Annotated in this window: 18 protein-coding genes; 11 read left to right on the top strand and 7 right to left on the bottom strand. The window is 71.8% G+C overall.

Annotated elements, in window-relative coordinates:
* Positions 1 to 53 precede the first annotated feature (53 nt).
* A complete protein-coding gene (locus ABZ822_RS30475) occupies positions 54 to 1256 on the top strand; it encodes a saccharopine dehydrogenase C-terminal domain-containing protein (protein ID WP_360861268.1) in 1203 nt (400 codons plus the stop codon).
* Between the two features lie 88 nt (positions 1257 to 1344).
* On the opposite strand, the gene ABZ822_RS30470 is transcribed toward ABZ822_RS30475, so the two are convergent.
* On the bottom strand, positions 1345 to 2328 hold the full coding sequence (locus ABZ822_RS30470) for a DMT family transporter (protein ID WP_360861376.1): 984 nt from the start codon (positions 2326 to 2328) through the stop codon (positions 1345 to 1347).
* A gap of 442 nt (positions 2329 to 2770) precedes the next feature.
* Between ABZ822_RS30470 and ABZ822_RS30465 the strand changes: the two genes are divergently transcribed.
* The 3 genes from ABZ822_RS30465 to ABZ822_RS30455 all read left to right on the top strand — a co-directional run bounded on the left by ABZ822_RS30465 (position 2771) and on the right by ABZ822_RS30455 (position 6203).
* Positions 2771 to 3067, top strand: coding sequence for a hypothetical protein (locus ABZ822_RS30465; RefSeq protein ID WP_360861266.1), 297 nt, complete (start codon positions 2771 to 2773; stop codon positions 3065 to 3067).
* Positions 3068 to 3339: 272 nt separating this feature from the next.
* Positions 3340 to 5691 carry a heavy metal translocating P-type ATPase gene (locus tag ABZ822_RS30460; RefSeq protein WP_360861374.1) on the top strand — a complete coding sequence of 784 codons (2352 nt, stop codon included), beginning with the start codon at positions 3340 to 3342 and terminating at the stop codon, positions 5689 to 5691.
* Positions 5688 to 6203 carry a copper chaperone PCu(A)C gene (locus tag ABZ822_RS30455; protein WP_360861264.1) on the top strand — a complete coding sequence of 172 codons (516 nt, stop codon included), beginning with the start codon at positions 5688 to 5690 and terminating at the stop codon, positions 6201 to 6203. The genes ABZ822_RS30460 and ABZ822_RS30455 overlap by 4 nt, the downstream gene beginning before the upstream one ends.
* Positions 6204 to 6261: 58 nt before the next feature.
* Here ABZ822_RS30455 and ABZ822_RS30450 read toward each other — a convergent pair whose 3' ends face one another.
* Complete coding sequence (locus ABZ822_RS30450; protein WP_360861262.1) at positions 6262 to 6945, bottom strand: sigma-70 family RNA polymerase sigma factor; 684 nt, start codon at positions 6943 to 6945, stop codon at positions 6262 to 6264.
* Positions 6946 to 7000: 55 nt separating this feature from the next.
* Between ABZ822_RS30450 and ABZ822_RS30445 the strand changes: the two genes are divergently transcribed.
* Complete coding sequence (locus tag ABZ822_RS30445) at positions 7001 to 7333, top strand: zf-HC2 domain-containing protein (RefSeq protein ID WP_360861260.1); 333 nt, start codon at positions 7001 to 7003, stop codon at positions 7331 to 7333.
* A gap of 227 nt (positions 7334 to 7560) precedes the next feature.
* On the opposite strand, the gene ABZ822_RS30440 is transcribed toward ABZ822_RS30445, so the two are convergent.
* The 3 genes from ABZ822_RS30440 to ABZ822_RS30430 form a co-directional block, all read right to left on the bottom strand.
* The gene (locus tag ABZ822_RS30440; protein WP_360861258.1) at positions 7561 to 8367 is read right to left on the bottom strand and encodes a PE-PGRS family protein; all 807 of its coding nucleotides are present in this window, start codon (positions 8365 to 8367) and stop codon (positions 7561 to 7563) included.
* Positions 8368 to 8544: 177 nt separating this feature from the next.
* A complete protein-coding gene (locus tag ABZ822_RS30435; protein WP_360861256.1) occupies positions 8545 to 9372 on the bottom strand; it encodes a TylF/MycF/NovP-related O-methyltransferase in 828 nt (275 codons plus the stop codon).
* A gap of 219 nt (positions 9373 to 9591) precedes the next feature.
* The gene (locus ABZ822_RS30430) at positions 9592 to 10605 is read right to left on the bottom strand and encodes an NADP-dependent oxidoreductase (RefSeq protein WP_360861254.1); all 1014 of its coding nucleotides are present in this window, start codon (positions 10603 to 10605) and stop codon (positions 9592 to 9594) included.
* Between the two features lie 456 nt (positions 10606 to 11061).
* Between ABZ822_RS30430 and ABZ822_RS30425 the strand changes: the two genes are divergently transcribed.
* Positions 11062 to 13455, top strand: coding sequence for a SpoIIE family protein phosphatase (locus tag ABZ822_RS30425; RefSeq protein ID WP_360861251.1), 2394 nt, complete (start codon positions 11062 to 11064; stop codon positions 13453 to 13455).
* Between the two features lie 120 nt (positions 13456 to 13575).
* Here ABZ822_RS30425 and ABZ822_RS30420 read toward each other — a convergent pair whose 3' ends face one another.
* Both ABZ822_RS30420 and ABZ822_RS30415 read right to left on the bottom strand, forming a co-directional pair.
* Positions 13576 to 14256 (bottom strand): response regulator, encoded by a 681-nt coding sequence (locus ABZ822_RS30420; RefSeq protein ID WP_360861249.1) that lies wholly within the window; start codon positions 14254 to 14256, stop codon positions 13576 to 13578.
* Entirely contained in the window at positions 14253 to 18545 is a 4293-nt protein-coding gene (locus tag ABZ822_RS30415) for a HAMP domain-containing protein (protein ID WP_360861372.1), read from the bottom strand. Before ABZ822_RS30415 ends, ABZ822_RS30420 begins: the two co-directional genes overlap by 4 nt.
* Positions 18546 to 18776: 231 nt before the next feature.
* On the opposite strand from ABZ822_RS30415, the gene ABZ822_RS30410 reads away from it, so the two are divergent.
* The 5 genes from ABZ822_RS30410 (at position 18777) to ABZ822_RS30390 (ending at position 24241) form a co-directional block, all read left to right on the top strand.
* Positions 18777 to 20738: a SpoIIE family protein phosphatase gene (locus tag ABZ822_RS30410; RefSeq protein ID WP_360861247.1), complete on the top strand. Its 1962-nt coding sequence runs from the start codon at positions 18777 to 18779 to the stop codon at positions 20736 to 20738.
* Positions 20739 to 20878: 140 nt separating this feature from the next.
* Positions 20879 to 21301: a GntR family transcriptional regulator gene (locus tag ABZ822_RS30405; RefSeq protein WP_360861245.1), complete on the top strand. Its 423-nt coding sequence runs from the start codon at positions 20879 to 20881 to the stop codon at positions 21299 to 21301.
* A complete protein-coding gene (locus ABZ822_RS30400) occupies positions 21298 to 22203 on the top strand; it encodes an ABC transporter ATP-binding protein (protein ID WP_360861243.1) in 906 nt (301 codons plus the stop codon). The genes ABZ822_RS30405 and ABZ822_RS30400 overlap by 4 nt, the downstream gene beginning before the upstream one ends.
* Positions 22200 to 23153, top strand: coding sequence for a transporter (locus tag ABZ822_RS30395; RefSeq protein ID WP_360861241.1), 954 nt, complete (start codon positions 22200 to 22202; stop codon positions 23151 to 23153). The genes ABZ822_RS30400 and ABZ822_RS30395 overlap by 4 nt, the downstream gene beginning before the upstream one ends.
* 266 nt (positions 23154 to 23419) lie before the next feature.
* Positions 23420 to 24241 (top strand): class I SAM-dependent methyltransferase, encoded by an 822-nt coding sequence (locus ABZ822_RS30390; protein WP_360861370.1) that lies wholly within the window; start codon positions 23420 to 23422, stop codon positions 24239 to 24241.
* The last annotated feature ends 179 nt before the right edge of the window (positions 24242 to 24420 follow it).

Genomic DNA, 24420 nt, shown 5'->3' with positions numbered 1-24420 from the left:
GGGGGCCGCAGGGCCGCCAACGGCAACGACAACTCCAGTACGGGAGGACGGACTTGAGGATTCTTCTGGTAGGCGCGGGCGGAGTCGGCAGCGCGGTCGTCGGCATCGCTGCCCGCCGGGACTTCTTCGAGCAGATGGTCGTGGCCGACTACAACCCCGACCGCGCCCGGAGCGCCGTGGAGTCCGTCGGTGACCCGCGTTTCGTGGCCGCCCAGGTCGACGCCTCCGACGAGGCGGCCGTCGGCGCCCTGCTCGCCGAGCACCGCTGCGACGTCCTGCTCAACGCGACCGACCCCCGGTTCGTCATGCCGCTGTTCCGGGCGGCGCTGGCCGGTGGCAGCCACTACCTGGACATGGCGATGTCCCTGTCCAAGCCCCACCCGGACCGCCCGTACGAGGAGTGCGGAGTCAAGCTGGGCGACGACCAGTTCGCGCTCGAGGAGCAGTGGAAGCAGAAGGGCCTTCTGGCGCTCGTGGGCATGGGCGTCGAGCCCGGCCTGTCCGACGTGTTCGCCCGCTACGCCTCCGACGAACTCTTCGACGAGATCGAGGAGATCGGGGTGCGCGACGGCGCGGACCTCGAGGTCGAAGGCATGGGCTTCGCCCCCTCCTTCTCCATCTGGACCATGATCGAGGAATGCCTCAACCCGCCGGTCGTCTACGAGTCGGACCGCGAGTGGTTCACCACGCCGCCGTTCAGCGAGCCCGAGACCTTCGACTTCCCCGAAGGAATCGGCCCGTTGGAGTGCGTCAACGTGGAACACGAGGAGGTGCTCCTCATGCCGCGCTGGCTCGATGCCAAGCGGGTCACTTTCAAGTACGGCCTCGGCACCGAGGTCATCAACACCCTGCGCACGCTGCACCAGTTGGGCCTCGACCGCACCGACAAGGTGAAGGTCGGAGGCGTGGAGGTCTCGCCGCGTGACGTCGTGGCCGCCTGCCTGCCCGACCCCGCGACGCTCGGCGACCGCATGCACGGCAAGACGTGCGCGGGCACCTGGGTGCGCGGTGTGAAGGACGGGGCGCCGCGCGAGGTGTACCTCTACCACGTGGTCGACAACCAGTGGTCGATGCGGGAGTACGGCTCGCAGGCCGTCGTCTGGCAGACCGCCATCAACCCGGTCGTCGCCATGGAGCTGATGGCGGAGAAGACCTGGGAGGGCGCCGGCATCCTCGGCCCCGAGGCGCTCCCGCCCCGCCCCTTCCTGGACCGTCTCACCGCCTACGGTTCGCCCTGGGGCATGCGCGAACAGTGAGCGGCGCGGCTGAGTGAGCCCCCGACGAGGCGAGGGCGTGGGCATCCCGGGAGCGGGTGCCCACGCCCTCGGCCCGTGAGGTGCGCTCTCAGTCCCTCCCGCGGGCCCCGCGGCTCGTCACACAGCCTGGTTCCGGCGCGACGGCCTCGGGCTGCGTCGCGCCGGGCGTGCCCTCGGCCGCCACGTACGAGCCGCTGTCCGCCTCGGCCGCTTGCCGGCGCTCCGCGCGGCGGGGTCGCATCCGGGCGACCGCCACGCCCGCCAGGCACAGTGCGCCGCCCAGCAGCGTGAGCAGGTCGGGGACCTCGCCGAGGACGATCCAGGACATCACCACGACCAGACCCGGAACGGCGTACGTCGTGGCGCCCATCCGTCCGGCCGTGGTGCGCGACAGCGCGTAGGCCCACGTGCTGAAGGCGAGGGCGGTCGGGAAGAGCCCGAGGTAGAGCACGTTCAGCGTCGCCGAGAGCGGGGCCTCGGACACCGCCGACACGAGCTGCCCGGCGAACGGCAGGCAGGCGACCGTACCGATGAGGCATCCGTACGTCGTCACCTGCAGGGCCGTGGCGTGCTGAAGGGCGGGCTTCTGGCTCACCACGCCCGCGGCGTACGCGACGGCCGCCACCAGGCACAGCAGCACGCCGGTGAGGGACGACGCGTCACCACCGGACATCGAGACCCCGACGACGACCGCGCCCAGGAACGACACCGCCATACCGCTGAGCAGCTTCGGCGGGAATCCCTCCTTGAGCAGCCAGCCACCGAGGAGCGCGACGAGGATCGGGCCCACGTTCACGACCATGGAGGCCGTACCGGCGTCCACTTCGCGTTCGCCCCAGTTCAGCGCGACCATGTAGCCGCCGAACCAGAGGACGCCGGAGATCAGGATGCCGGGCCAGGCCGCGCGCGGCGGGAATCCGCCCCGCCGGACGAGCAGGACGGCGACCAGGGCGACGGAGCCCGCGAGGAGCCGCCCGAGCGCCAGCGCGCCCGGCTCGAAATGGGCCACGGCGCTGCGGATGGAGACGAAGGCCGACGCCCACAGCAGCACGGTGACGGCGGCGGCGATCAGCGCAGGCGCATGGACGCCGTCACGCCCTGCGGTGCTCTCGGAACTCCCCGTCGTCCCCGATCCGGAACGCAGCTTCACAGCGCCTGTCCTTCCATCCCCGTTGAACGCCCGCTCGTCGAATGCGGCCGCACTTCGGCACGGCGCACGGCGCCGCGCTCACAGGGGCCAGCCTGCGACAGGTGATGCGCCAGGACAAGTGAAATCGGCTCGGGGTACGCCGTAGCGACGCTTACGCATGGGGCGGCCGATCCGGGCGGCGCACTCCCCAGGAAGTCGCCTGCAACGACGCGGGAGTTCCGGGCGGCGGGAACGACATTTCTCACGCCCTCCGTGGCCCCGAATCGCCCCCTCCGCACCGCTCCTGCCTGCCACGATGGCGAGCCGGGCGGGGGTTCGTGAATCCGGTCCCCGCTGTCTCACGACCCCCCGTACAGGAGCGGCGATGCCTCCCACGTCCGGTCGACCGTCCATTGCCGCGGCACGTGCGCGCACCGTACGGCTCCTGCCCGCACCCTCGGTCCTCGGCTTCGCGCTGCTGCTGGCGCTGGTGTTCGCCGTTTCGTACGGCGCGGGCACGCTGGCGGGGCCGGTCGCCCCGGCCATGCGCCCCGCGAGCGGCGGGAGCGGGGGAGGGGCACCCGGTGGCGACGCGCCCGCACCGGAGGAGCCGGGCGGCGGTGGCATGGGCGGCATGCACGGGATGGGCGGCCATGGTGAGGTACGGGGAGACGCGCGGTGAGCGCCCGGTCCACGCGGTCCTGCGCCACCGCGCCCGCGAACTCCGAAGCGCCGGACGCCGAACCGACGGACCCCGAATCGACGGACCCCGAATCGGCGGACGCCGAACCGACGGACCCCGAATCGGCGAACCCCGTACCGGCGGACCCCGAAGCGCTGGGCGCTGATTCCACCGGCAACGAGTCCACGGGCACGGTGCCCGTCGAGGCCGCGGCGGCCGACTCCGCGCCCGCAAGCGATCCGGGCGACGCCGACCCCGTCTCCACGGTCCTCCTGATCGGCGGCATGACCTGCGCCGCCTGCGTCGGCCGGGTCGAGAAGCGGCTCGGGCGTATCGAGGGGGTCAGCGCGACCGTCAACCTCGCCACCGGGCGGGCCCGGGTCAGCCATCCCGCCGGGCTGGCGGTGGGCGACCTCATCGGCACGGTCGAGGCCGCGGGATTCACCGCGGAACTCCCCGAGCCACCTGCCTCCCAGCCGCCGGCCTCCGCGTCGGACCCCCTTCGCGACGAGGAGTGCCCGAACCGTACGGACGCGGCATCCCCGGCCGAGTCCGCGTCCGGCCCCGCCAAGTCCGCAGAAGAGGCGCAGCGGCGCGAGGAGCGCCACCGTCTGCGCGTCACCGCCCTGCTCGCCGTCCCCGTACTCGTCCTGTCCATGGTCCCCGCCTGGCAGTTCCGCAACTGGCAGTGGCTGTGCTTCGTCCTCGCCGCGCCCGTCGCCGTCTGGGGCTCCCTGCCCTTCCACACCCGCGCGCTGCGTGGACTCCGCCACGGCGCGGCGACCATGGACACCCTCGTCTCGCTCGGCGTCGCCGCCTCCTTCGGATGGTCCGCCTACGCGCTCTTCTTCGGCGGGGCGGGGACGCCCGGCATGACGATGCCGTTCTCGCTCCTGCCCACGGCGGGGGACGGCACGGCCCACGTCTACCTCGAAGCGGCCGTCGGTGTCCCGCTGTTCGTCCTGGCGGGGCGGCACTTGGAGGTAAGGGCCCGCCGTGGCACCGGGTCCGCGCTGCGCTCGCTGGCCGAACTGGCCACCCAGGACGTGGCCGTTCACGAGGGCGGCACCGAACGCCGCATCCCCATCGGTGAGGTGCGGGCCGGAGCGCGGTTCCTCGTACGGCCCGGGGAGCGCGTCGCCACCGACGGCGTCGTGACCGAGGGGAGTTCCGCCCTGGACGTCTCGCACGTCACCGGCGAGAGCCGTCCCGTGGAGGTCGGGCCGGGATCGGCCGTCGTCGGCGGTTCGGTCAACTCCGGCGGGCTGCTGGAGGTACGGGCCACCGCCGTCGGCGCGGACACCCAACTCGCCCGCATCACACGCCTGGTGGAGGACGCGCAGAACGGCAAGGCCCGCGTGCAGCGCCTCGCCGACGCCGTCGCCGCCGTGTTCGTGCCCGCAGTCCTCGCCGTCTCCGTCACCGTCCTCGGTTTCTGGCTCGGGGCGGGGGCGGACCCGCAGGCCGCCATCACCGCGTCGGTCGCGGTCCTCGTCGTGGCGTGCCCGTGCGCGCTGGGTCTCGCCACACCGACGGCCCTGCTGGCCGCCACGGGACGCGGCGCCCGTCTGGGCATCCTCGTCAAGGGCCCCGAGGCCCTGGAGCGGCTGCGCCGTATCGACACGGTCGTCCTGGACAAGACGGGCACGCTCACCACCGGCCGCATGAGTGTCATCGACGTCACCGGGCGGGGCGGCGAGCTGAGCACGGACGACGCGCTCCGCCTGTCGGCCGCCGTGGAGCACGGCTCCGAACACCCCCTGGGACGCGCCGTCACCGCACACGCCCGCCGCACGGGGACGGACCTGCCCCTGCCGCCGGTCACCGGATTCGAGTCCGTCACCGGCAACGGCGTGCGCGGAACCGTCGAGGGCCGCCGCGTGGCCGTGACCGGTCCGGGCGACGCGGCACTCCTCCCGGCGCCGCTGCGCACGGCGGTCGAGAGCGCCGAGGACTCCGGACACACGGCGGTACTCGTCAGCGTGGACGACGCCCCGGAAGCGGTCCTCGCCATCGGCGACACGGTCCGGCCCGACGCCTACCGCGCCGTCGAACACCTCCGGCGCCTCGGCATGGAGCCCGTCCTGGCCACCGGGGACCGCCCGGCCGCCGCCCACGCCGTCGCCGCCCACCTGGGCATCACCGAGGTCCACGCTGGGGCGCTCCCCGAGGACAAGGCCGCACTCGTCGCCTCCCTCCGGGAGCGCGGCCGCCGGGTCGCGGTCGTCGGGGACGGCGTCAACGACGCGGCGGCGCTGGCCCACGCCGACCTGGGCATCGCGATGGCCGGTGCCACCGACGCCGCCATCGGGGCCGCGGATGTCACGCTGGTCCGCGAGGACATCCGGGCCGTCGCCGACGCCGTGCGCCTGGCGCGCCGGACGCTCGGCACCATCCGCGCCAATCTGGTCTGGGCGTTCGGCTACAACCTCGTCACCGTCCCCCTGGCCGCCGTGGGTCTGCTCAACCCGATGCTCGCGGCCGCCGCCATGTCCGCCAGCTCCCTGCTCGTGGTCGGCAACAGCCTGCGCCTGCGCGACTGGAGTCCGGACCGCACTCCGTCCGACGCGCGCCGGACCGGCCACGGCCGCGCGCGCCCGAACCGCCTGCGGGAGCAGTCGTGACCGAACACCCGGACGCCGCACCGATCCTGGCGGCCCGCCGCGTCCTGTCCGGAGCCGGGGTGCCGGCGGCCCTCGCGGCGCTGCTGGCCTGCGCGCTGACCCTGGGCGGACTGGTGGCCTGGACGGCGTCCGGCAGGGCGGGCGAGGGGCAGCGGATCGAGGTGGCCGACGCCCGGATCTATCTGCCCGCGAACCCGGACACCACCGCGGCCTTCTTCACGGTGCGCAACACCGGGGACACGGCGGACGAACTCGTGGGCGTACGGTCCTCGGCCGTCGGCTCCGCGATGCTGAGCGACATGGTGGAGAAGGACAACGCCCAGACGATGCGCATGGTGCCGAGCGTTCCGCTCGCGGCGCGCTCCACACTGCGCATGTCGCACTCGACCGTGGACGTCATGATCAGGCCGGCGCCGCGCCTGAAGCCGGGCGACCGTGTGCCGTTCACGCTGCAGTTCCGCGACAACCCGCCGATCGAGGTGGAAGCGGTCGCCGTCCGCCCGGGAACGTAGCGGAGCCGGTGGGGGCCGTACGCGCGCACCGGCGTCGTACGGCCCCCGGCTCGCCGTATCAGGTGCGGCTGCCCGCGAGCGCCGCCACGCGTCGGCCGGTTCCGGCTCCCCTTCCGGTTCCCGGCCGTACGGGAGTGGTGGGGCGCGACCGGACCGGTGGCCGTGCCGGGGCGTCGGCCCGGGGCGAGGGGGGCGGTTCCTCCGCCTCGTTCAGCAGCGCCATGAGCGTCTCCCGGGCCCGCGCGACCCGGGACCGCACCGTTCCCACGGGGCACTCGGCCACCGAGGCGGCCTCCGCGTACGGCAGTCCCAGCAGCTGCGTCAGCACGAACGCCTCGCGCCTCCCCGACGGCAGGGCGGACAGCAACTCGGAGAGGGCCACGCCCTCCTCGAACCCCGGCAGCCCGCGCGGCTGGGCGCGCTCGGCGGCCGACTGCCAGTCCTCGACGCCCGCGAGCCGCGGGCGCGCGGAATGCGCCCGGATCCGGTCGGCGACGGTGCGCCGCGCGATGGTCAGCAGCCAGGTCCGCGCCGACGAACGGCCCTCGAAACCCGGCAGGCTGCGCAGGGCCCGCAGATACGTGTCCTGGACGAGGTCGTCCGCGGCCTGCGCGTCACCGCTGAGGTGGGTGACGTAGCGGCGTACGTCGAGTTGGGTGCCGCGTACGAAGGCCTCCACCGCGTCCTGGTCACCGGACCGTGCCGCCAGCGCCCACTCCGTCACCCGTGTGTCGTCACGCATGGGCCCCCTCCCCGGTGCGCCGCGACCCCCGATGTGTTTCGGCCACAATGAGGCCATGCAGTGTTCCCGCTTCCGCACCGCGCTCTCCGCCCGCGCCGACGGCGAGGCGCTGCCGCCGGGCATCACCGGCCCGGCGCTCGACGAGCACTTGGCGGCGTGTGCGGAGTGCCGCCGTTTCGCGGACGGGATCGGGCGCCTCCGGGACGCCGTGCGCGCCTCCGACGACGGGAGCGAGGGCGACCCGGCGGCCGCCGACGCCCTGCTCGCGCGCGTGCGAGCCGAGACGGAGGGCCGGACCGGCCGCCGTACGGGAGACCGTACGGATCGCCGTACGGACGGTCGTTCCGACGGAGGGTGCCACGGTCTCGGCGGTACACGGGCTGGTTGAGGGGCGGGGGCGGTGGTGCCGCGGCGTGGCGGCACCGGCCGGACCCTGGCGATCCGGATCGGTCTGTTTCCGGGCAGGGTTGGTCATCATGTGGTCCTTCGCGTACTCCGGTCCGCGCCGCGAAGCAGCGTGACCGGGAGGAATGGACGGCCGGTCGCGGGCGTGTGCGACGTCCCGCGCCTCGCGGCCGATGGCTCCGTGCAGTCCAGCGCCGCCTGTGCTGTGCGTCAGGTGGCGAGGACGGGACGCGGCGGACCCCGCGAAGAGATGGCGTGGACGAGCAGATACAGCCGCAGGGGACGCCGTACGTCCCTGACGCGTCCGCAGCCGCGCGGAGGCGGCAGGGGAGTGCGGCCGTGTACGGCGAGGTCCAGCGGGGCGAACAGCCGCGCGGACAGGGCGCGTACGAGCTGGAACGCGGCCCGCTCGCCGCCCGACAGCCAGAGGGCGGCGAGCAGGGCGACCAGCAGGTGGAGGGCCAGCATGCCGACGGCGCCGCCGGGCAGCCCGGTGCCGCCCATCACATGCGGCAGCCCGTCCATGCCGCCGACGCCGTCCATCCCGCCCATGCCGCTCATGCCGTGCGTCCCGGCCATGTGACCCGCGGCCTCGTGCGCCGACGCCAGGTGACCCGCCGTTTGTCCGTGGCCGGATCCGGTCGCCGCGCCACCGTGAGCCGTCGCGGCCGGAGTTGAGGCACCGGCCGGTGCGACGCAGAGCAGACATGCCAGCCACTGCCGGGCGAGGGAGGCGGCACCGGTGTGGGGGAGGGGATGCGTCAGGGCCTGGGCGAAGGAGAAGACCGCGTGGAGAACCGCTTGCGCGCCCACGGCCGCGGCACCGACGACGAGCGGGCTCCGCTCGCGGCGCGCCAGGCGCCATGTCCCGGCCGCCGTGGCGCAGAACGCACCGCTGACGGCCCACCAGGGGAGGGGGGCACCCGACATCGTCGCGTGGCCCAGCGCGGCGAACAGCGCGCACACCGCGGCGAACACCGCTGTGCGCATCGCTCGCAGAACGGTCCCTTTCCTCATGGTCCGCTCATCGTCGCATTGCGTCCCGGCGTGTGGACCCCGGGGGCCGCAACTCCGTGTGAGACACCCATCGGGCCCGTATACGGACCGGTGCCGCACGATCGTTCAGTGGGACGCCGGTGGAGCGGGGAGGAGGCGAACGGCCGCGGACCGGCGGCCGCTTACGGCTTTACGGCTTTACGGCTTGACGGCGATACGGCCCTCGTCCATGCGGAGCAGCAGCAGCCGCGCGCCCGTCTCCTCCAGGAACTCGTCCACCGCTTCGCGCGAGCCCTGCCACCAGCCGTAGTCGTCGATGAGCAGGACGCCGCCGCTGACCAGCCGGGGGTAGAGGTGGCTGAGTTCGTGGCGCGTCGAGGCGTACCAGTCGGTGTCGAGCCGCAGGATCGCGATCTGCTCCGGGGCGCCGGCCGGCACGGTGTCCTCGACCTTGCCCTGGACGTAGTGCACGCGCTCCTTGGGGTAGGGCACCTGCTCGAAGCCCTGCTGAACGTCCTCCAGTGTGGCGACGGCCCAGATGGGGGCGTCCTTGCCGCGCCGGGCCAGGAGGTCGGAGGCCATCTCGCCGTCGCGGCGGCGGTCCTTCTCCGTGGGCGGGGGCATGCCCTCGAACGTGTCGAAGAGGTAGAGGTCCCGGTCGGTGTCACCGGCCGAGATGAGGGAGTGCGCCGCTGCCTGCATGCTGCCGCCGCGCCAGACGCCGCACTCGACGATCGAGCCCGGGATGCGGTGCCGGGCGACGTAGCGGCAGGCGAGGACGAAGGCGTTCAGCCGCTCGGGCGAGGTCATGGTGTACGGCCGGACGGCGCCGATGATCTCGCGCGTCTCGTCGTCGTAGTCGGCCGGCAGCTTGGGTCCGCTCGGCGCGCTCGGCCCGCTCTCCGCGCTCTGCTTGCCCGGCGCGGGTGACGCGGGGCGCCGCGGCGCGGGCGGCGGCGCGGAACGGCGCAGTTCGTAGCCGGTCAGCTTGCCCAGGTGCCGGTTGACTCTGCTCCTCCAGCTCATGTCCCCGAAGCTAACCCGGGACGCTCCGGCCCGCAGTTCCGGAGCGGCGGACCGGGGCGGGCGGCTCGGTGACGGTCCTCTCCCCGGACCTGGGGCTCGTACGAGGGCCGGGCCGGCCGCGTGCACGGCCTGGCCCCACGTACGGCCCGGCCGCGTGCACGGTCCGGCCCTGCGAACAGTCGCCGTGCTCCGGCCCGCGTACGCCCGCCCGTGGTCGGGCTACGCGTCCGCCACCTTGAGGACGAGCTTGCCGCGGTTCTCCCCGTTGAACAGGCGGAGCAGCGTCTCGGGGAACGCCTTCACCCCGCCCTCGACGACATCCTCCTTGGTCTGCAGCTTTCCGGCGGCCAGCCATTCGGCCAGCCGGGCGGCTGCCTCCGGGTAGCGGTCCGCGTAGTCGAAGACGACCATGCCCGTCATCGAGGCGCGATTGACCAGGAGCGACATGTAGTTGGCGGGTCCCTGGACCGGCTCGACGCTGTTGTACTGCGAGATGGCACCGCAGATGACGATGCGGGCGCCGCGCGCCAGGCGGGTGAGAACGGCGTCCAGCACGTCGCCGCCGACGTTGTCGAAGTAGACGTCCACGCCGTCGGGCGCGGCCTTGCGCAGTTCCTTGCGGACGTCCTGGGACTTGTAGTCGATCGCGGCGTCGAAGCCGAGCTCGTCGACGATCATGCGGCACTTGCTCTCGCCGCCCGCGATGCCCACGACCCGGCACCCCATGATCTTGGCGATCTGCCCCACCACACTGCCCACGGCCCCGGCCGCACCGGAGACGACCACGGTCTGCCCGGCCTCGGGGCGGCCGATGTCGAGCAGGCCGAAGTAGGCGGTCATCCCCGTCATGCCGAGCGTCCCCAGATAGACCGGGAGGGGCGCCAGCTGCGGGTCGACCTTGATGACGCCCGCGCCGTCGCTCAGGCAGTACTCCTGGACGCCGAAGGAGCCGTACACGTGGTCACCGGCGGCGAAGCCGTCGCGGCGGGAGGCGACGACCCGGCCCACGGCGCCCGCGCGCATGACCTCGCCGATCTCCACGGGCCGGATGTAGGAACGGCCCTCGTTCATCCAGCCGCGCATGGCCGGGTCGAGGGAGATGTGGGTGACCTGCACCAGCAGCTGGCCGTCGCCCGGCTCGGAGACGGGCTCCTCGACCAGCTCCCAGTCCGTTGGCCTGGGGAGTCCCACGGGACGGGCGGCCAAGCGGAACTGGTGATTGGTGGGGCTCATCTCGGTGGCTCCTCGGCTGTTGGCGTCGTCACACCGACTGGTCGGTATGCTCCTTCGAGGTTAGCCGCAGCGCCGGGATCCGGGCAAGACCGTCCGAAGTGCGGGGCGCCGTGCTCGTCGGACGTCACGAGGCCGCCGCGAGGGCGTTCCGGGATCGCGGCGGCGGGTGCGCCCGGCGAGCTGAACCGAGCATTCCGCGCACTGGATATTGCGCGAGTCGCGCAATTGCGAACCGGAATTATTGGGTGTTCCATGCAGAAATAGGGTGTGTATTTCGCGCATCGAGTAATCCCGGCCGAGCTGTTTCCTTCCCGTTGGAAGTGGATCCGCGAACAATGGGAACGGAGTACGAAAGAGCCGGGGCGACAGCCGGGGGCGACATATGGCAGGGACGGACGGGCGGCGATGAGCGGATCCGGAGCGGAGCCCCATGGGGGTCCTCGCAGCCCCTTCGACGTGACGCATGCGGCCACCGCCGTGGTGGACGAGCGCGGCAGCGTCGAGAGGTGGAGCCGCGGCGCCGAGGAACTCCTCGGGCACCGCGCGGAGGACGTCGTGGGCCGTCCGGTCGCGGAACTCCTGCCCGACGGCGACACCCTGGACGCGACGCGGGGCAGCCGCCGCAAGGAAGGGGACGGCTGGAGCGGACAGGTGGCGGTCCGTCACCGCGACGGCCGGCGGCTGGCGTTGGCGTTCCGCGCGTGCCCGCTGTGGGGGACGTCCGACAGGCCGAGCTGGCTCGTCGCCGTCACCGACGTCGCCGGGCTGCGGGACTGGGAGCGCGAACAGGCCCTCTACCGCGGGCTGTTCAGCCAGTCCCCGATCGGTATGGCCGTCATCGACAGCGACTTGAAGTACCTGCATGTCAATCCCGCGCTGGAGGCGATGGACAACCTGCCTGCCGACGAGCACGTCGGACGGCTGCTCGGCGACGTCGTGCAGGGGGTGGACGGGGCGCTGGTCCAGCGCGAGGCGAAACAGGTCCTGGAGACGGGCGACCCTCTGGAGACGTACGAGACGCTCGAGCCGGTGAAGACCGGCCCCGGCTGGTCGCCGCGCCACAACCGCGTCCGGTTGTGGCGCATCCAGGACCCCTCAGGCGAACCTCTCGGCCTGTGCCACACCGTCTTCGACGTCACCGCGCACCACCGGGCCAGACAGCGGCTCGCGCTCGTCAACGAGGCGGCCGGATCCATCGGCAACACCTTGGACCTCGACCAGACCGCCCGCGAACTGGCCGAGTTGCTCGTCCCGCGGATGGCGGACTTCGTCTCCGTCGACCTGCTGGACGCCGTCGTCCGCACGCAGGAACTGCGCCCGGGGCCGGTCAGCGCGGCCGCTGCGCTGCGCCGGGTCGCGCACCAGTCCATTCAGGAGGACGTCCCCGAGGCCGTCGTGGGGCCCGGCGAGCCGACCCGCTACCCCGTCGGCTGGGCGCCCATGGAGTGCCTGGTCACCGGCCGTCCCGTGCTGAGGTCCGTCGTGGACCTGTCGGCTCCCTGGGTGGGCCGGGACATCGTCCGGGGCGCCAGGATGCGCGAGTTGGGCATCCACTCGGCGATGGCCGTGCCCCTGCAGGCGCGTGGGATCACCATGGGCGTGGCCACGATGGTCCGCTGGAAGAACCCGGAACCGTTCGACGAGGACGACCTGCTGCTCGTCGGCGAGTTGAGCGCCCGTGCCGCCATCTGCATCGACAACGCACGGCGCTTCTCGCGCGAGCACAGCGCGGCCCTGACGCTCCAGCGCAGCCTGCTGCCCCGCGATCTGCCCGAGCAGAGCGCCGTCGAGGCGGCGTACCGCTATCTGCCCGCCGACGCCCAGGCGGGTGTCGGGGGCGACTGGTTCGACATCATCCCGCTGTCCGGCGCGCGGGTCGCGATGGTCGTCGGTGACGTGGTCGGCCACGGTCTCCACGCGGCGGCCACCATGGGCCGGCTGCGCACCGCCGTCCACACGCTCGCCGACCTCGACCTGCCGCCCGACGAACTTCTCGCCCACGTCGACGACTTGGTCGTACGGCTGTCGGACGAGGCGGAGAAGGCGGGGTCCGGCTACGGCGGCGATGTGATCGGCGCGACCTGCCTGTACGCGGTGTACGACCCGATCACGCGCCGGGCCACCATGGCGCGGGCGGGCCATCCCTCACCCGCCATAGCCCACCTCGAAGCCCCGGTCGAATTGCCCGACATCCCCGCGGGCCCACCGCTCGGACTCGGTGGACTGCCCTTCGAGTCGGCGGAGTTCGAGCTCCCGGAGGGCAGCGTCATCGCCTTCTACACCGACGGGCTCATCGAGGCCGCCGACCGGGACGTCGACGTCGGCTTCGAGCGCCTCTACTTCGCGCTGGCCCACCCCGACCGACCGCTGGAGGAGATCTGCGACACCATGGTCCGGACGCTGCTGCCGGACCGTCCGCACGACGACGTCGCGTTCCTCGTCGTCCGCACCCGCTGCCTGAGCGACGACGACGTCGTGTCCTGGGAGCTGGACGCCGATCCCGCCGTCGTCGCCGATGTACGGCACGAGGCGGGGCGGCAGGTGGCTGCCTGGGGGCTGGAGGAATCGGCGTTCACGACCGAACTGATCGTGAGTGAGCTGGTGACCAACGCGGTCCGGTACGGCGTAGGGCCGATCAATCTGCGCCTGATCCGCGACCAGAACCTGATCTGCGAGGTCTCCGACAACAGCAACACCTCACCGCATCTGCAGCGCGCGCGGACGACGGACGAGGGCGGGCGCGGCCTGTTCCTCGTCGCGCAGTGCGCCGCACGCTGGGGCACGCGCTACACGGCCGAGGGGAAGACGATCTGGGCGGAGCAGCCGCTCCCGCACACCCAGCGGCGGTAGACCCGAACAACGGGCGCGGCCTTGGGCGCAACGGGCGCGGCCTTGGGCGTCACGTGCCGGTGCAGGCCCGCACGCGGCGGAGCGAGCGGCGAACCGGTGCCCGTACGGCCGGTCGCCCGCTCACTCCTCGTTGATGCGCAGGGTGTCGACGGCGTGCTCCATCTCGGAGATCCGGTCGGCCAGTCCGGTCGACGCCTCGCCCTCCTCGTCCCGCAGGAGCAGTTCGATCTGGGCGAGGCGATTGACGATCTCGGTCAGCCGGTCGGCGCTGCCCGCCTCGGAGGCTCCTGCCTTCTCGCCTTCCTGCGCCCCTTCCGCCTCCGCCCCTTCCGTAGTCTCTTCGGAGGTGCCGTCGCCGACCAGCAGGCGGCGCAACTGCTCGGCCTGGGCGGCGAGTTGGCGGTTCTTGCGGTGAAGCTCCAGGAAGACGTTGACCTTGGTGCGCAGCAGCCAGGGGTCGAAGGGCTTGGTGAGGAAGTCCGCCGCGCCGACCGCGTAACCGCGGTAGGCGTAGTCGGTGTCGGCATCGGTGCCGGTGAGCAGGATGATCGGCACGTCCTTGGTCTGGTCGAGCCGCTTGATGTTGGCCGCGGTCTCGAAGCCGTCCATGCCGGGCATCAGCACGTCGAGCAGGACGACCGCGAACTCCTGGCGGAGCATGGCCTTCAGGGCTTCTTCGCCGGAGTGCGCGCGGACGACCTGCTGGTCGAGCGAGCCGAGTACGGCTTCCAGCGCGACGAGGTTCTCCTCCATGTCGTCGACGATGAGGATGCTCGACTTCTCCGATGCGCTCGTACTCATGAGCCCTTCCTCGGTGGTTTCCTGCCGCCCTTCGTCTGGGTCTTCGCCGGACCGGACTTCTTGGTTCCGTCGGACCTGTGTGCCTTCTCCGTCTCCTCGTCCTCGGCCTTCTCCGCAGCCTTCCCCCGGGCTTCGGCGGTCTCCTCGGCCCGCCCGGACTCAGCCGCACCCGTCTCCCCATCCGCCTCCTGATCGCCCGCCCGGTCGCCGTCCGCCGGCGGTCCCGCCTCGTTCTCGAGCAGCTTGCAGACCGCCGAGAGCAGTCGGTCCACGTCCACCGGCTTGGGCACGTAGTCCGATGCGCCGCTCTCGATCGCCTTGTCACGGTCGCCCGGCATCGCCTTCGCGGTGAGCGCGATGATCGGCAGACCGGCGAGCCGCGGGGTGTTGCGGATGGCGCCGATCGTCTCGTAGCCGTCCATCTCGGGCATCATGATGTCCATCAGGACCAGCGACACCTCCGGATTGCGGTCGAGGACCTCGAGGCCCTCACGGCCGTTCTCCGCGTACTTCACCGTGATGCCCACACGTCCCAGCACGTGGGTGAGGGCGAAGACATTGCGGATGTCGTCGTCGATGATCAGGATCTGCCGTCCCGCGAGCAGCCGCCCGGGACGCCCGCCCATCCACTCGGTCAGCCGGGGCGCCTCTGTGCGGGCCCCCTCGTAGTCGGAGCTCTGGGCCGGCATCCGGTCGGGCTCCGCCCCGTCGCCGTCCGGAGCCGTGACCCGGCTCGGCTTGAAGTCGGCACCGGGCGGGAGCTGCGAGGGCAGCGGCGCCGGCGCGGCGGGTGCGGGTGGCGGCGGCGGGGGGAGGGCCGTGGTCGCGGCCGTGAGCGGCTTCGACGTCTGCGGCTGGGGCGAGACCGCCGGGTAGTGCGACGGGATGAAGAGCGTGAAGCGCGACCCCACACCCTCCTCGCTCTCCGCGGTGATGAGGCCGCCGAGCAGACCGGCGATCTCCCGGCTGATGGACAGGCCGAGGCCCGTACCGCCGTACTTGCGGCTGGTGGTCCCGTCGGACTGCTGGAACGCCTCGAAGATCACCGGCAGTTTGTCCGGCGGGATGCCGATACCCGTGTCCTCGACGGTGAACGCGACGACGCTCTCGGCGCTCCGCAGCGTCGCCTCGTCGAACTCGGTGCCCGCGACGCGCTCCACGCGCAGCTCGACACCGCCGGACGAGGTGAACTTGACCGCGTTGGAGAGCAGATTGCGCAGCACCTGCTGGAGCCGCTGCTCGTCGGAGAACAGTTCCCTGGGCACGTTGTCCGCGACCGAGACCTCGAAGGTCAGATTGCGGTCGTGGGCCAGCGGCCGGAAGGTCGCGTGGACGTAGTCGAGCAGCTTCGTCAGCGGCAGCTTCTTGGGGTGCACGTCCATCCGGCCCGCCTCGATCTTCGACAGGTCCAGGATGTCGTTGATGAGCTGGAGCAGATCCGAGCCGGAACGGTAGATCGTGGCCGCGAACTGCACCTCCTGCTCGGACAGCCGCTCGTCGGGGTTGTCGGCGAGCAACCGGGCCAGCACGAGCAGGGAGTTGAGCGGGGTACGCAGCTCGTGCGACATGTTCGCCAGGAACTCCGACTTGTACTGCGAGGAGGTGGCCAGCAGGGCCGCCTTCTCCTCCAGCTCGGCGTTGGAACTCTGCAGGTCGTCGGCGCTCTTGCGCAACTCGGTGGTCAGGCGCTGGGACTCCGAGAGCAGCGACTCCGTACGGGAGTTGGCGATGATGGTGTTGATCGAGACACCGATGGTGTTGACGAACTGGTCGATGAACGCCAGGTGGACCTCGTTGAACTTGCTGAACGAGGCCAGCTCGATCACGCCCAGCACCTCGTCCTCGAAGATGATCGGGAGGATGACGATGCTGGCGGGCGGGGCGGCGCCGAGGCCGGAGTTGACGGTGATGTAGTCCGGCGGGACGTCGGTGATGAGGATCCGGGTCTTCTCCAGCGCGGCCTGGGCGATCAGCCCGCGGCCGATCGTGCCGTTGGTGGTCTGGGAGCTGCTGCCGCCGGCGGCGTCGGTGCCGTACCCGGCGATGAACTGCAGCCCCTCGCCGGGCTGCGCGCCTGCCTCGGCCAGGAAGAACGCGCCGAACTGCGCGTTCACCAGCGGCGTCAGCTCGCGCAGGATCAGGTCGGCCACCTCGACCAGGTCGCGGTGGCCCTGCATCAGACCGGCGATACGGGTCAGGTTCGACTCCAGCCAGTCCTTGGCGCGGGTGGTCTCACGGAGGTTGGCCACCATGAGGTTGACGTTGTTCTTCAGCTCGGCGACCTCGCCCTCGGCCTCCACCTGAATGGCGCCCGACAGGTCGCCCTTGGCGACGGAGCTGGCGACCTCGGCGATCGCGCGCACCTGGGTGGTGAGGTTGGACGCGAGCTCGTTGACGCTGGTGGTCAGCTTCTTCCAGGTGCCGAACACGCCCTCGACCCGTGCCTGGCCGCCGAGTTGGCCCTCGCTGCCGACCTCGCGGGCCACACGGGTCACCTCGGAGGAGAACGAGGAGAGCGTGTCGACCATGGTGTTGATGGTGGTCTTCAGCTCCAGGATCTCGCCGCGCGCGTCCACGTCGATCTTCTTCGACAGGTCGCCCTGGGCGACGGCGGTGGCGACCTGGGCGATGTTGCGGACCTGGGAGGTCAGGTTGTCCGCCATGAAGTTGACGTTGTCGGTGAGGTCTTTCCAGACGCCGGAGACGCCGCGTACCTGGGCGCGTCCGCCGAGGCGTCCCTCGGTGCCGACCTCGCGGGCGACACGCGTGACCTCGTCGGCGAACCCGCGGAGCTGGTCGACCATCGTGTTGACGGTGTCCTTCAGCTCCAGGATCTCGCCGCGCGCATCCACGGTGATCTTCTTGGACAGGTCGCCGTCGGCGACGGCGGTGGTCACCTGGGCGATGTTGCGGACCTGGGACGTCAGGTTCAGGGCCATGAAGTTGACGTTGTCGGTGAGGTCCTTCCAGACGCCCGACACGTCCCTGACCTGGGCCTGACCGCCCAGGTTTCCCTCGGTGCCGACCTCGCGGGCCACACGCGTGACCTCGTCGGCGAAGGCGGAGAGCTGGTCGACCATCGTGTTGATCGTCGTCTTCAGCTCCAGGATCTCGCCCTTGGCCTCGACGGTGATCGTCTTGCCGAGGTCGCCCTCGGCGACGGCCGTCGCCACCGTGGCGATGTTGCGGACCTGGGAGGTCAGGTTGTCCGCCATGAAGTTGACGTTCTCGGTGAGGTCTTTCCAGACGCCGGAGACGCCGCGTACCTGGGCCCGTCCGCCGAGGCGTCCCTCGGTGCCGACCTCGCGGGCGACACGCGTGACCTCGTCTGCGAACGCGGAGAGCTGGTCGACCATCGTGTTCACGGTGTTCTTCAGCTGCAGGATCTCGCCCCGCGCGTCCACCGTGATCTTCTGACCGAGGTCGCCCGTCGCGACCGCGGTGGTCACCTGGGCGATGTTGCGGACCTGGGACGTCAGGTTCGACGCCATGAAGTTGACGCTGTCGGTGAGGTCCTTCCAGACGCCGGAGACGCCGCGTACCTGGGCGCGTCCGCCGAGCTGTCCCTCGGTGCCGACCTCGCGGGCCACACGCGTGACCTCGTCGGCGAAGGCGCGGAGCTGGTCGACCATCGTGTTGACGGTCAGCTTCAGCTCCAGCAGCTCACCGGTGGCCTCCACCGTCACCTGCTGGGTGAGGTCGCCTCTGGCCACCGCCGTGGTGACGACCGCGATGTCGCGCACCTGGGCCGTCAGACGGGACGCCATGGTGTTCACGGCCTCCGTCACGTAGCGCCAGTCGCCGGAGAGGCCCTGGACCTTCGCACGGCCGCCCAGGCGTCCCTCGGTGCCGACCTCGCGGGCCACTCGGGTCACCTCGCCGGTGAACCGCGAGAGCTGGTCCACCATGCGGTTCACACCGAGGCCGAGCCGGCGCAGGTCGCCCCGGAGCTGGCGGTTGCCGTCGTGCAGATCGACGTGCTGGGTCAGATCCCCGTCCGCGACCGCGTCGAGGACCCGGGTCGCCTTGCCGACCGGGACCACCAGGGCGTCCAGCAGCGTGTTCGTCGTGTCGACGTTCCGCGCCCAGGCGCCCTGGCCGGGGCTGGCCGATATGCGTTCGTCCAGCCGGCCCTGGCGGATCATCTCGCGCCGTACGCGCTGGAGCTCCAGGGCCAAGTGATCGTTCCGCGCCACGATGCGGTTGAACACGCCGGCCATCTCGGCCGCGACACCCTCGCCGCCCGCATCGACACGTACGGTGAAGTCTCCGTCGCACAACGCGCTCATGGCGGCGATCAGCGGGCGCAGCTCGGCTACCCGCACCCACGGCCCTTCATCCGAGGCGTGGCCCGGTGGACCTGTGGAGTCCGGTGATCGACTGGTGGTGGACGCTGATGCGGGCGGGGCAGGATCGAGTGCCATAACAGCCCATTCTCAGTGATCTACTTATACGGGCGTGTCCTAGTATAAGACTGCAAAAACCGACCGAATTCCCTGGCAGCTTTCCCGAGGTCGCTTATGGAGCCCTCGCCGTCGTTCCCGCGTGTGTTCGTGTCACGGACGAGCCTGCCGTCGGACCGGCTGGCCGCGTCCGCGGCCAGGGCTTTCGTGCGTTCGGTGCTCGTGGAGCAGGTGGCCTCCCCGGATCTTTCCTCCGTTGCGATCACCGACCGTTTCGTGGACGATGCCGTGCTTCTCGTCGACGAACTGGTCACCAATGCCGTGATGCACGCCGGGACCGAGATCGAGGTCATCCTGCGGCTGGAGGCCGGACTGCGGTTTCCCGCCGCCGTGGCCCCGGGAGTGGGCGGGGACGGCGGCAGCGGCGGCCTGACGGGTGCGGAGAGGCGGCCGGGTCTCGTCGTCGAGGTGGTCGACCACCACCCGTCCAGCGCAGTGAGCCGCGGCACGGACGCGCGGCACGGCAGGCGCGGCCTCGGCCTCCAAGTGGTGGGCGCGCTGGCCGAGTCCTGGGGTGTCACGTACCGGCACACGGCGAAGACGGTGTGGTTCCGGCTGGAGGCCCGGACGGAGGAGCCGGAGCTGCTCGTGACGGCCGACCTGGGCGCCCGGTCCGACACGGAGGAGGCGGAACCGTCCGCCCCGGCCCCGGACCGCCCCGCACGCGACCAGGAGCCCGAGGCGGCCCGGCAGAACAGTGCGGCCTCCCGCCGCGTCGATCGCATCGGCCCGTCCTTCCTCGCCGAGGCCAGCGAGCTGCTGGCGGGACAGCTCGACGAGGACATGGTCGCGGCGCTCGCCGGGCAGCTCGTCGTGCCCCGCCTCGCGGACTGGTGCGCCGTATGGCTGAGCACCGACAGCGGGCGAATGCGGCTGTCCCGGATCTGGCACATGGACGAGCGGATGACCGAGACGCTGCGCCCCGTGCTGGAGAAGAACCCGCCGCCTCCCAGCCTCCGAACGGCCGGGTTCCCCTGGCCCTGGCCGTGGCCCGAGGACCACGACGCCGACGGGGCCGGCGGGTCCGTTCTCGCGTTCCCGCTGGTCACCGGTGGTGCCTGCCAGGGGGTGCTGCTGCTCGGGCGGGCCGGGCGCATGCAGATGAGCGACAGCGTCGTCCGGAAGGTCGAGGACGTGGCGCGCCTGGTGGCGCAGGCGGTCGTGACCGCCCGCCAGTACACGCGGCAGACCACGATCAGCCAGGCGCTCCAGCGCCGGCAGCTCCCGCCTTCCCTGGCCCGGGTCCCGGGCGTGGAGACCGCGATCGTCTACGAGCCGTTCGGTGAGGCGCAGACCGTCGGCGGCGACTTCTACGACCTGTTCCCCATGGGCGGCCGGCGCTGGTGCTTCCTGCTCGGGGACGTCCAGGGCAAGGACCCGGAAGCCATGTCCGTGACGGGACTGGCCCGCCACCTCGTCCGCCTGCTGGCGCGCGAGGGGCACGGCGTCGAGTCCGTCCTCCACCGGCTCAACATCGCCATGGCCGAGGAGAGCGCGGAGGCCGTCGCCTACGGCGGCGAGCAGGCGCACCCCCGGTTCCTCAGCCTCCTCTACGGCGAACTCGAACCCGACCCGGTCGCGGGCGGCGCGCGGTGCACCATCGCGAGCGCCGGACACCCGCTGCCGCTGAGGCTGTTTCCCGACGGGACGGTGGAACCCGCGGCGGATCCGCAGATGTTGCTGGGCATCGACAGGAGCACCCGCTTCAGCGCCAACACCTTCGACCTCGCGCTCGGCGAGACCTTGCTGTGCGTGACCGACGGCGTGACCGAACGCCGCAACGGCAACCGGCAGTTGGACGACGACGACGGGCTGTCCGAGGTGCTGCGCGGATGTGCAGGCATGGGCGCCATGGCGGTGGCGGAGCGCGTACGTCAGGTGGCCCACGACTTTGCCCCGGAGCCGATGGAGGACGACCTCGCGGTGCTGGTGATGCACGCCGTACGCGGTCCGGTGCGGGCGCGCACGATCGGACCGCAGGACGGTACGGCGGCCGGCGCGCCGGACACCGGCGCCTGACCGCGGGGCGCTCACCGCGCCGGGTGGCGCGCGGCCCGGGGCACGCCCCCGGAATCCCGTTCTCCCGTCAGGGGTTTGACACCCGTCCCACGCGTGATCCATGCTTTCACTACTTAACTAGTGAAACATGGAAGGTGGCGGTGGTCGACTACCGGATCGACCGGCGGAGCGGCGTACCCGCGTACGTGCAGATCGTGCAGCAGACCGAGCAGGCGCTGCGGATGGGCACACTGCAGGTCGGTGACAAGCTGCCGACGGCCAAGGAGGTCGTGGCAGCCACCGCCATCAACCCCAACACCGTGCTCAAGGCCTACCGGGAGCTGGAGCGGGCCGGTCTGGTCGAGGGCCGCCGCGGCCTCGGGACGTTCGTCCGCAGATCGCTCGCGCGGCCCGGGGCGGAGGGTGGCTCGGAGCTGCGGGCCGGGCTCGCCGCGTGGATGGAGCGGGCACGGGCGGCGGGGCTGGAACGGGAGGACATCCTGGCGCTGTGCAGAGCAGCGCTGGACGAGCTGCCGGCCGAGGAGGCACCGGACAGCCGGGAGCAGATTCGGGAGGACGTATGAGGGGGGCGACGGCGCCGGCCCTGCACGCCGCGGGGCTGGGGTTCCGGTTCGGTGCGCGCGGCGGCCGGGCCCTGCGGGACTGCGACCTGACCCTGCCCGCCGGGCGGATCGCCGCGCTCGTCGGGCGCAACGGAGCCGGCAAGAGCACGCTGCTGCACCTCGCGTCCGGCCTCAACACGCCCACCGAGGGCGAGCTGCGGGTGCTCGGCGCGTCCCCCCGAACGGCCGCCGTCCGCAACAGGGTCGCGCTGCTCGCCCAGGACAAGCCGCTCTACCCGCGCTTCACCGTGGCCGAAACCCTGCGCCTGGGCCGCGAGTTCAACCGCGGATGGGATCAGACGGTCGCCGAGCGCGTCGTACGGGCGGGGGACATCCCCCTGACCCACCGGGTCGGCCGGCTCTCGGCCGGCCAGCGCACCCGCGTCGCTCTGGCGCTCGTCCTGGGACGCCGCCCCGAACTGCTGCTCCTGGACGAGCCGTTGGCCGATCTCGACCCGCTCGTCCGTGAGGAGATCACCGCGACGCTGATGGAGGAGGCGGCGGAGCGCAACGTCACCATCGTGCTCTCCTCCCATGTGCTCCCCGACGTCGAAGAGGTCTGCGACTGGGTCGTCCTGCTCCGCGAGGGACGCGTCGGACTCTGCGCGGACGTGGACGACCTGCGGGCGTCGCACACCGTGCTGACCGGGCACGCCGGCGCCGCCGAGGCACTGGAGGAGCACAGCGTGGTCCATACGCGTACCAGCGGCAGACAGATCACCGCCCTCGTCCGCACGCGGGGCCCGGTGCGCGGCGACTGGATCTCCGAACGCCCCGGCCTGGAGGAGATCGTGCTCGGCCACCTCCGCGGCCCCGGGGCTGTCCCTCACGCCGGAACCGGTACGAGGGAGGGGGCCGCGTGAAGGGCCCGTTCTGGCTGGCCTGGCGCCAGCAGCGCGCGCTGATCATAGGCAGCGCCGGGGTGCTGGCCGTCCTCGCCGTCGTCGCGGCGTCCGAACGCGCCGCCATCGTCTCGGCCCTGGGCAGCGGCGCCGTGGGCGACTGCGGCGTCGGACCACTCACCTGCCGAGACCCCATCGGCCTTCCCCGAGGGCTGGACACCGGACCCCTGCGGCTGCTCGGAAACCTCACCATGGTCCTGCCCGTCCTGATCGGCATGCTCTGGGGCGCACCGCTCATCGGGCGCGACCGGGAGCTGGGCACCCACCGGCTGGTGCTGACCCAAGGCGTGAGCAGGACCCGCTGGTTCGCCACCCGCATGACGCTCGCCGCCGCGTGCGCCGTCGTCGTCTCCGGAGTGCCGGCGCTGCTTTTCGACTGGTGGTGGGAGCCGGTGGCCGACCGGAGCTACGGCCTGTACTGGTACGAGACCGTGGCCCTGGAAGGATCCGGGCCGCGCGCCGTGGCCGCGGCGGTCTTCGGGCTCGCCGTGGGCACCCTGGCCGGACTGCTCGTGCGCCGCGTGGTCCTCGCGATGGGGCTGACCGTCGTCGTCACGGGCACGGTGGGTGTCCTGCTCCAGTGGGCGCACCAGGCCCGCCTGTTCGTACCGCCCCAGGTCTACGTCAGCCAGGGAGCCGGACGAAGACAGCCGATGGCCGACAAGTGGTCGGCGGGGAACTGGGGCTACCTCACCCCCTCCGGGCGGCGCGAGTCCATCGCCAACTGCCCCTATCCCGCGGGCCGGGAGCTGAAGGAGTGCATGACCGGCCACGGCTACGTCTCCCGCGTCTACTCGGCCAACCCGCCCGGCGACTACTGGGCGTTCCAGTGGATCGACACGGCGGTCCTCGCCGGACTGGCCGTCGGGCTGGTGGCGCTGACGGTGTGGCGGCTGCGCCGCCGTATCTGACTCAGCCCCACCTCACCACTCGCCCTCGTCCGAGGGCTCCTGAGATTCCGGTCGGGCAGGACCGGACCTTGCGGGTGCTGACGGCCCCCGCGTCGTGACTGCGGCGCATCCCTTCCGCAACGCCACGGCACGCCGTCCCGATCCCGCTTTCCCGTCCACCTCTATCCCTGCTTTCCGACCCGTCCCGTTCTCCGGTTCCTCCGGTACGGGCTCACCTCACCAGTCGAACCACCTCTTCCATGACCCGCACGAAAGGTCTTCTCGTCATGCCCGAAAACGCCGCGCATTCCTCGCCGAAGTCGAAGAAGAAGCTCGCCTCCAACCGGTCGAGCCTCGGTCACAAAATCACCTACGCGCTGCGGAACCCCGGCCGTATCGCGCCGTATCTGCGCCGCTCCGGACGCGACACCGTGCTGCGGTGGAAGCACCGCGACCACGTCGCGTACTACCGCGCCGTCATGGCCTCGGACACGCAGCGCAACCCCGGGGGCGCCATCGGCAGCCCGACCCGGGAACGCTGGCTGGCGCTGGGGCAGATGCAGTTCGACTACCTCATCGAGCACGGTCTCCGCCCGGAGCACCGCATGCTCGAGATCGGCTGCGGAAACCTGCGCGGCGGCTGGCGGTTCATACAGCACTTGAACAGCGGCCACTACTACGGCATCGACATCTCGCCGGACATCCTGATGCACGCGAAGAAGACCGTCACCGAGCGCGGACTCCAGGACAAACTGCCGCACCTGACGATCACCGGTGATCTCACGCTCGACTTCCTGCCGAGCGAACACTTCGACGTGGTGCACGCGCACAGCGTGTTCTCCCACTCGCCGCTCCACGTGATCGACGAATGCCTCTCCCACATCGGGCGGGTGCTCACCCCGTCCGGCTTCTTCGACTTCACCTTCGACCGGACCGAAGGCACCGAACACCAGGTGCTCCGCGAGGACTTCTACTACCGCACGGAGACGCTGCTGGACCTCGCCCGTCAACGCGGGCTGTACGCACAGTTCATGACGGACTGGGAGAGGCGCCCGCACGGCCAGTCCAAGATCCGGGTCAGCCGTACGCCGCTGCCCGGCACCGCGTAGGCGTCTGCGCCCCGGACGCGCCCCGCCCCGCCCCGCCCCCCCGCGTACGTCCGGGGGCGGGGCGGTGTGTACGGGACGGTGCCGCCCCCGTTATGTTTTCCGCGGTCCTGCAAGAGGACCGTTGGCCTCCGGGCCCGGCATGACTGTTCCCCCCTGTCGAACGGATGACCTGGGGGGTG

Source organism: Streptomyces sp. NPDC047108 (genome assembly GCF_040643575.1).
In the GTDB taxonomy this organism is placed as follows: Bacteria; Actinomycetota; Actinomycetes; order Streptomycetales; family Streptomycetaceae; genus Streptomyces.
Note: the sequence above shows the minus strand (reverse complement) of the source record. Positions and strands in the feature narration are given on the sequence as shown.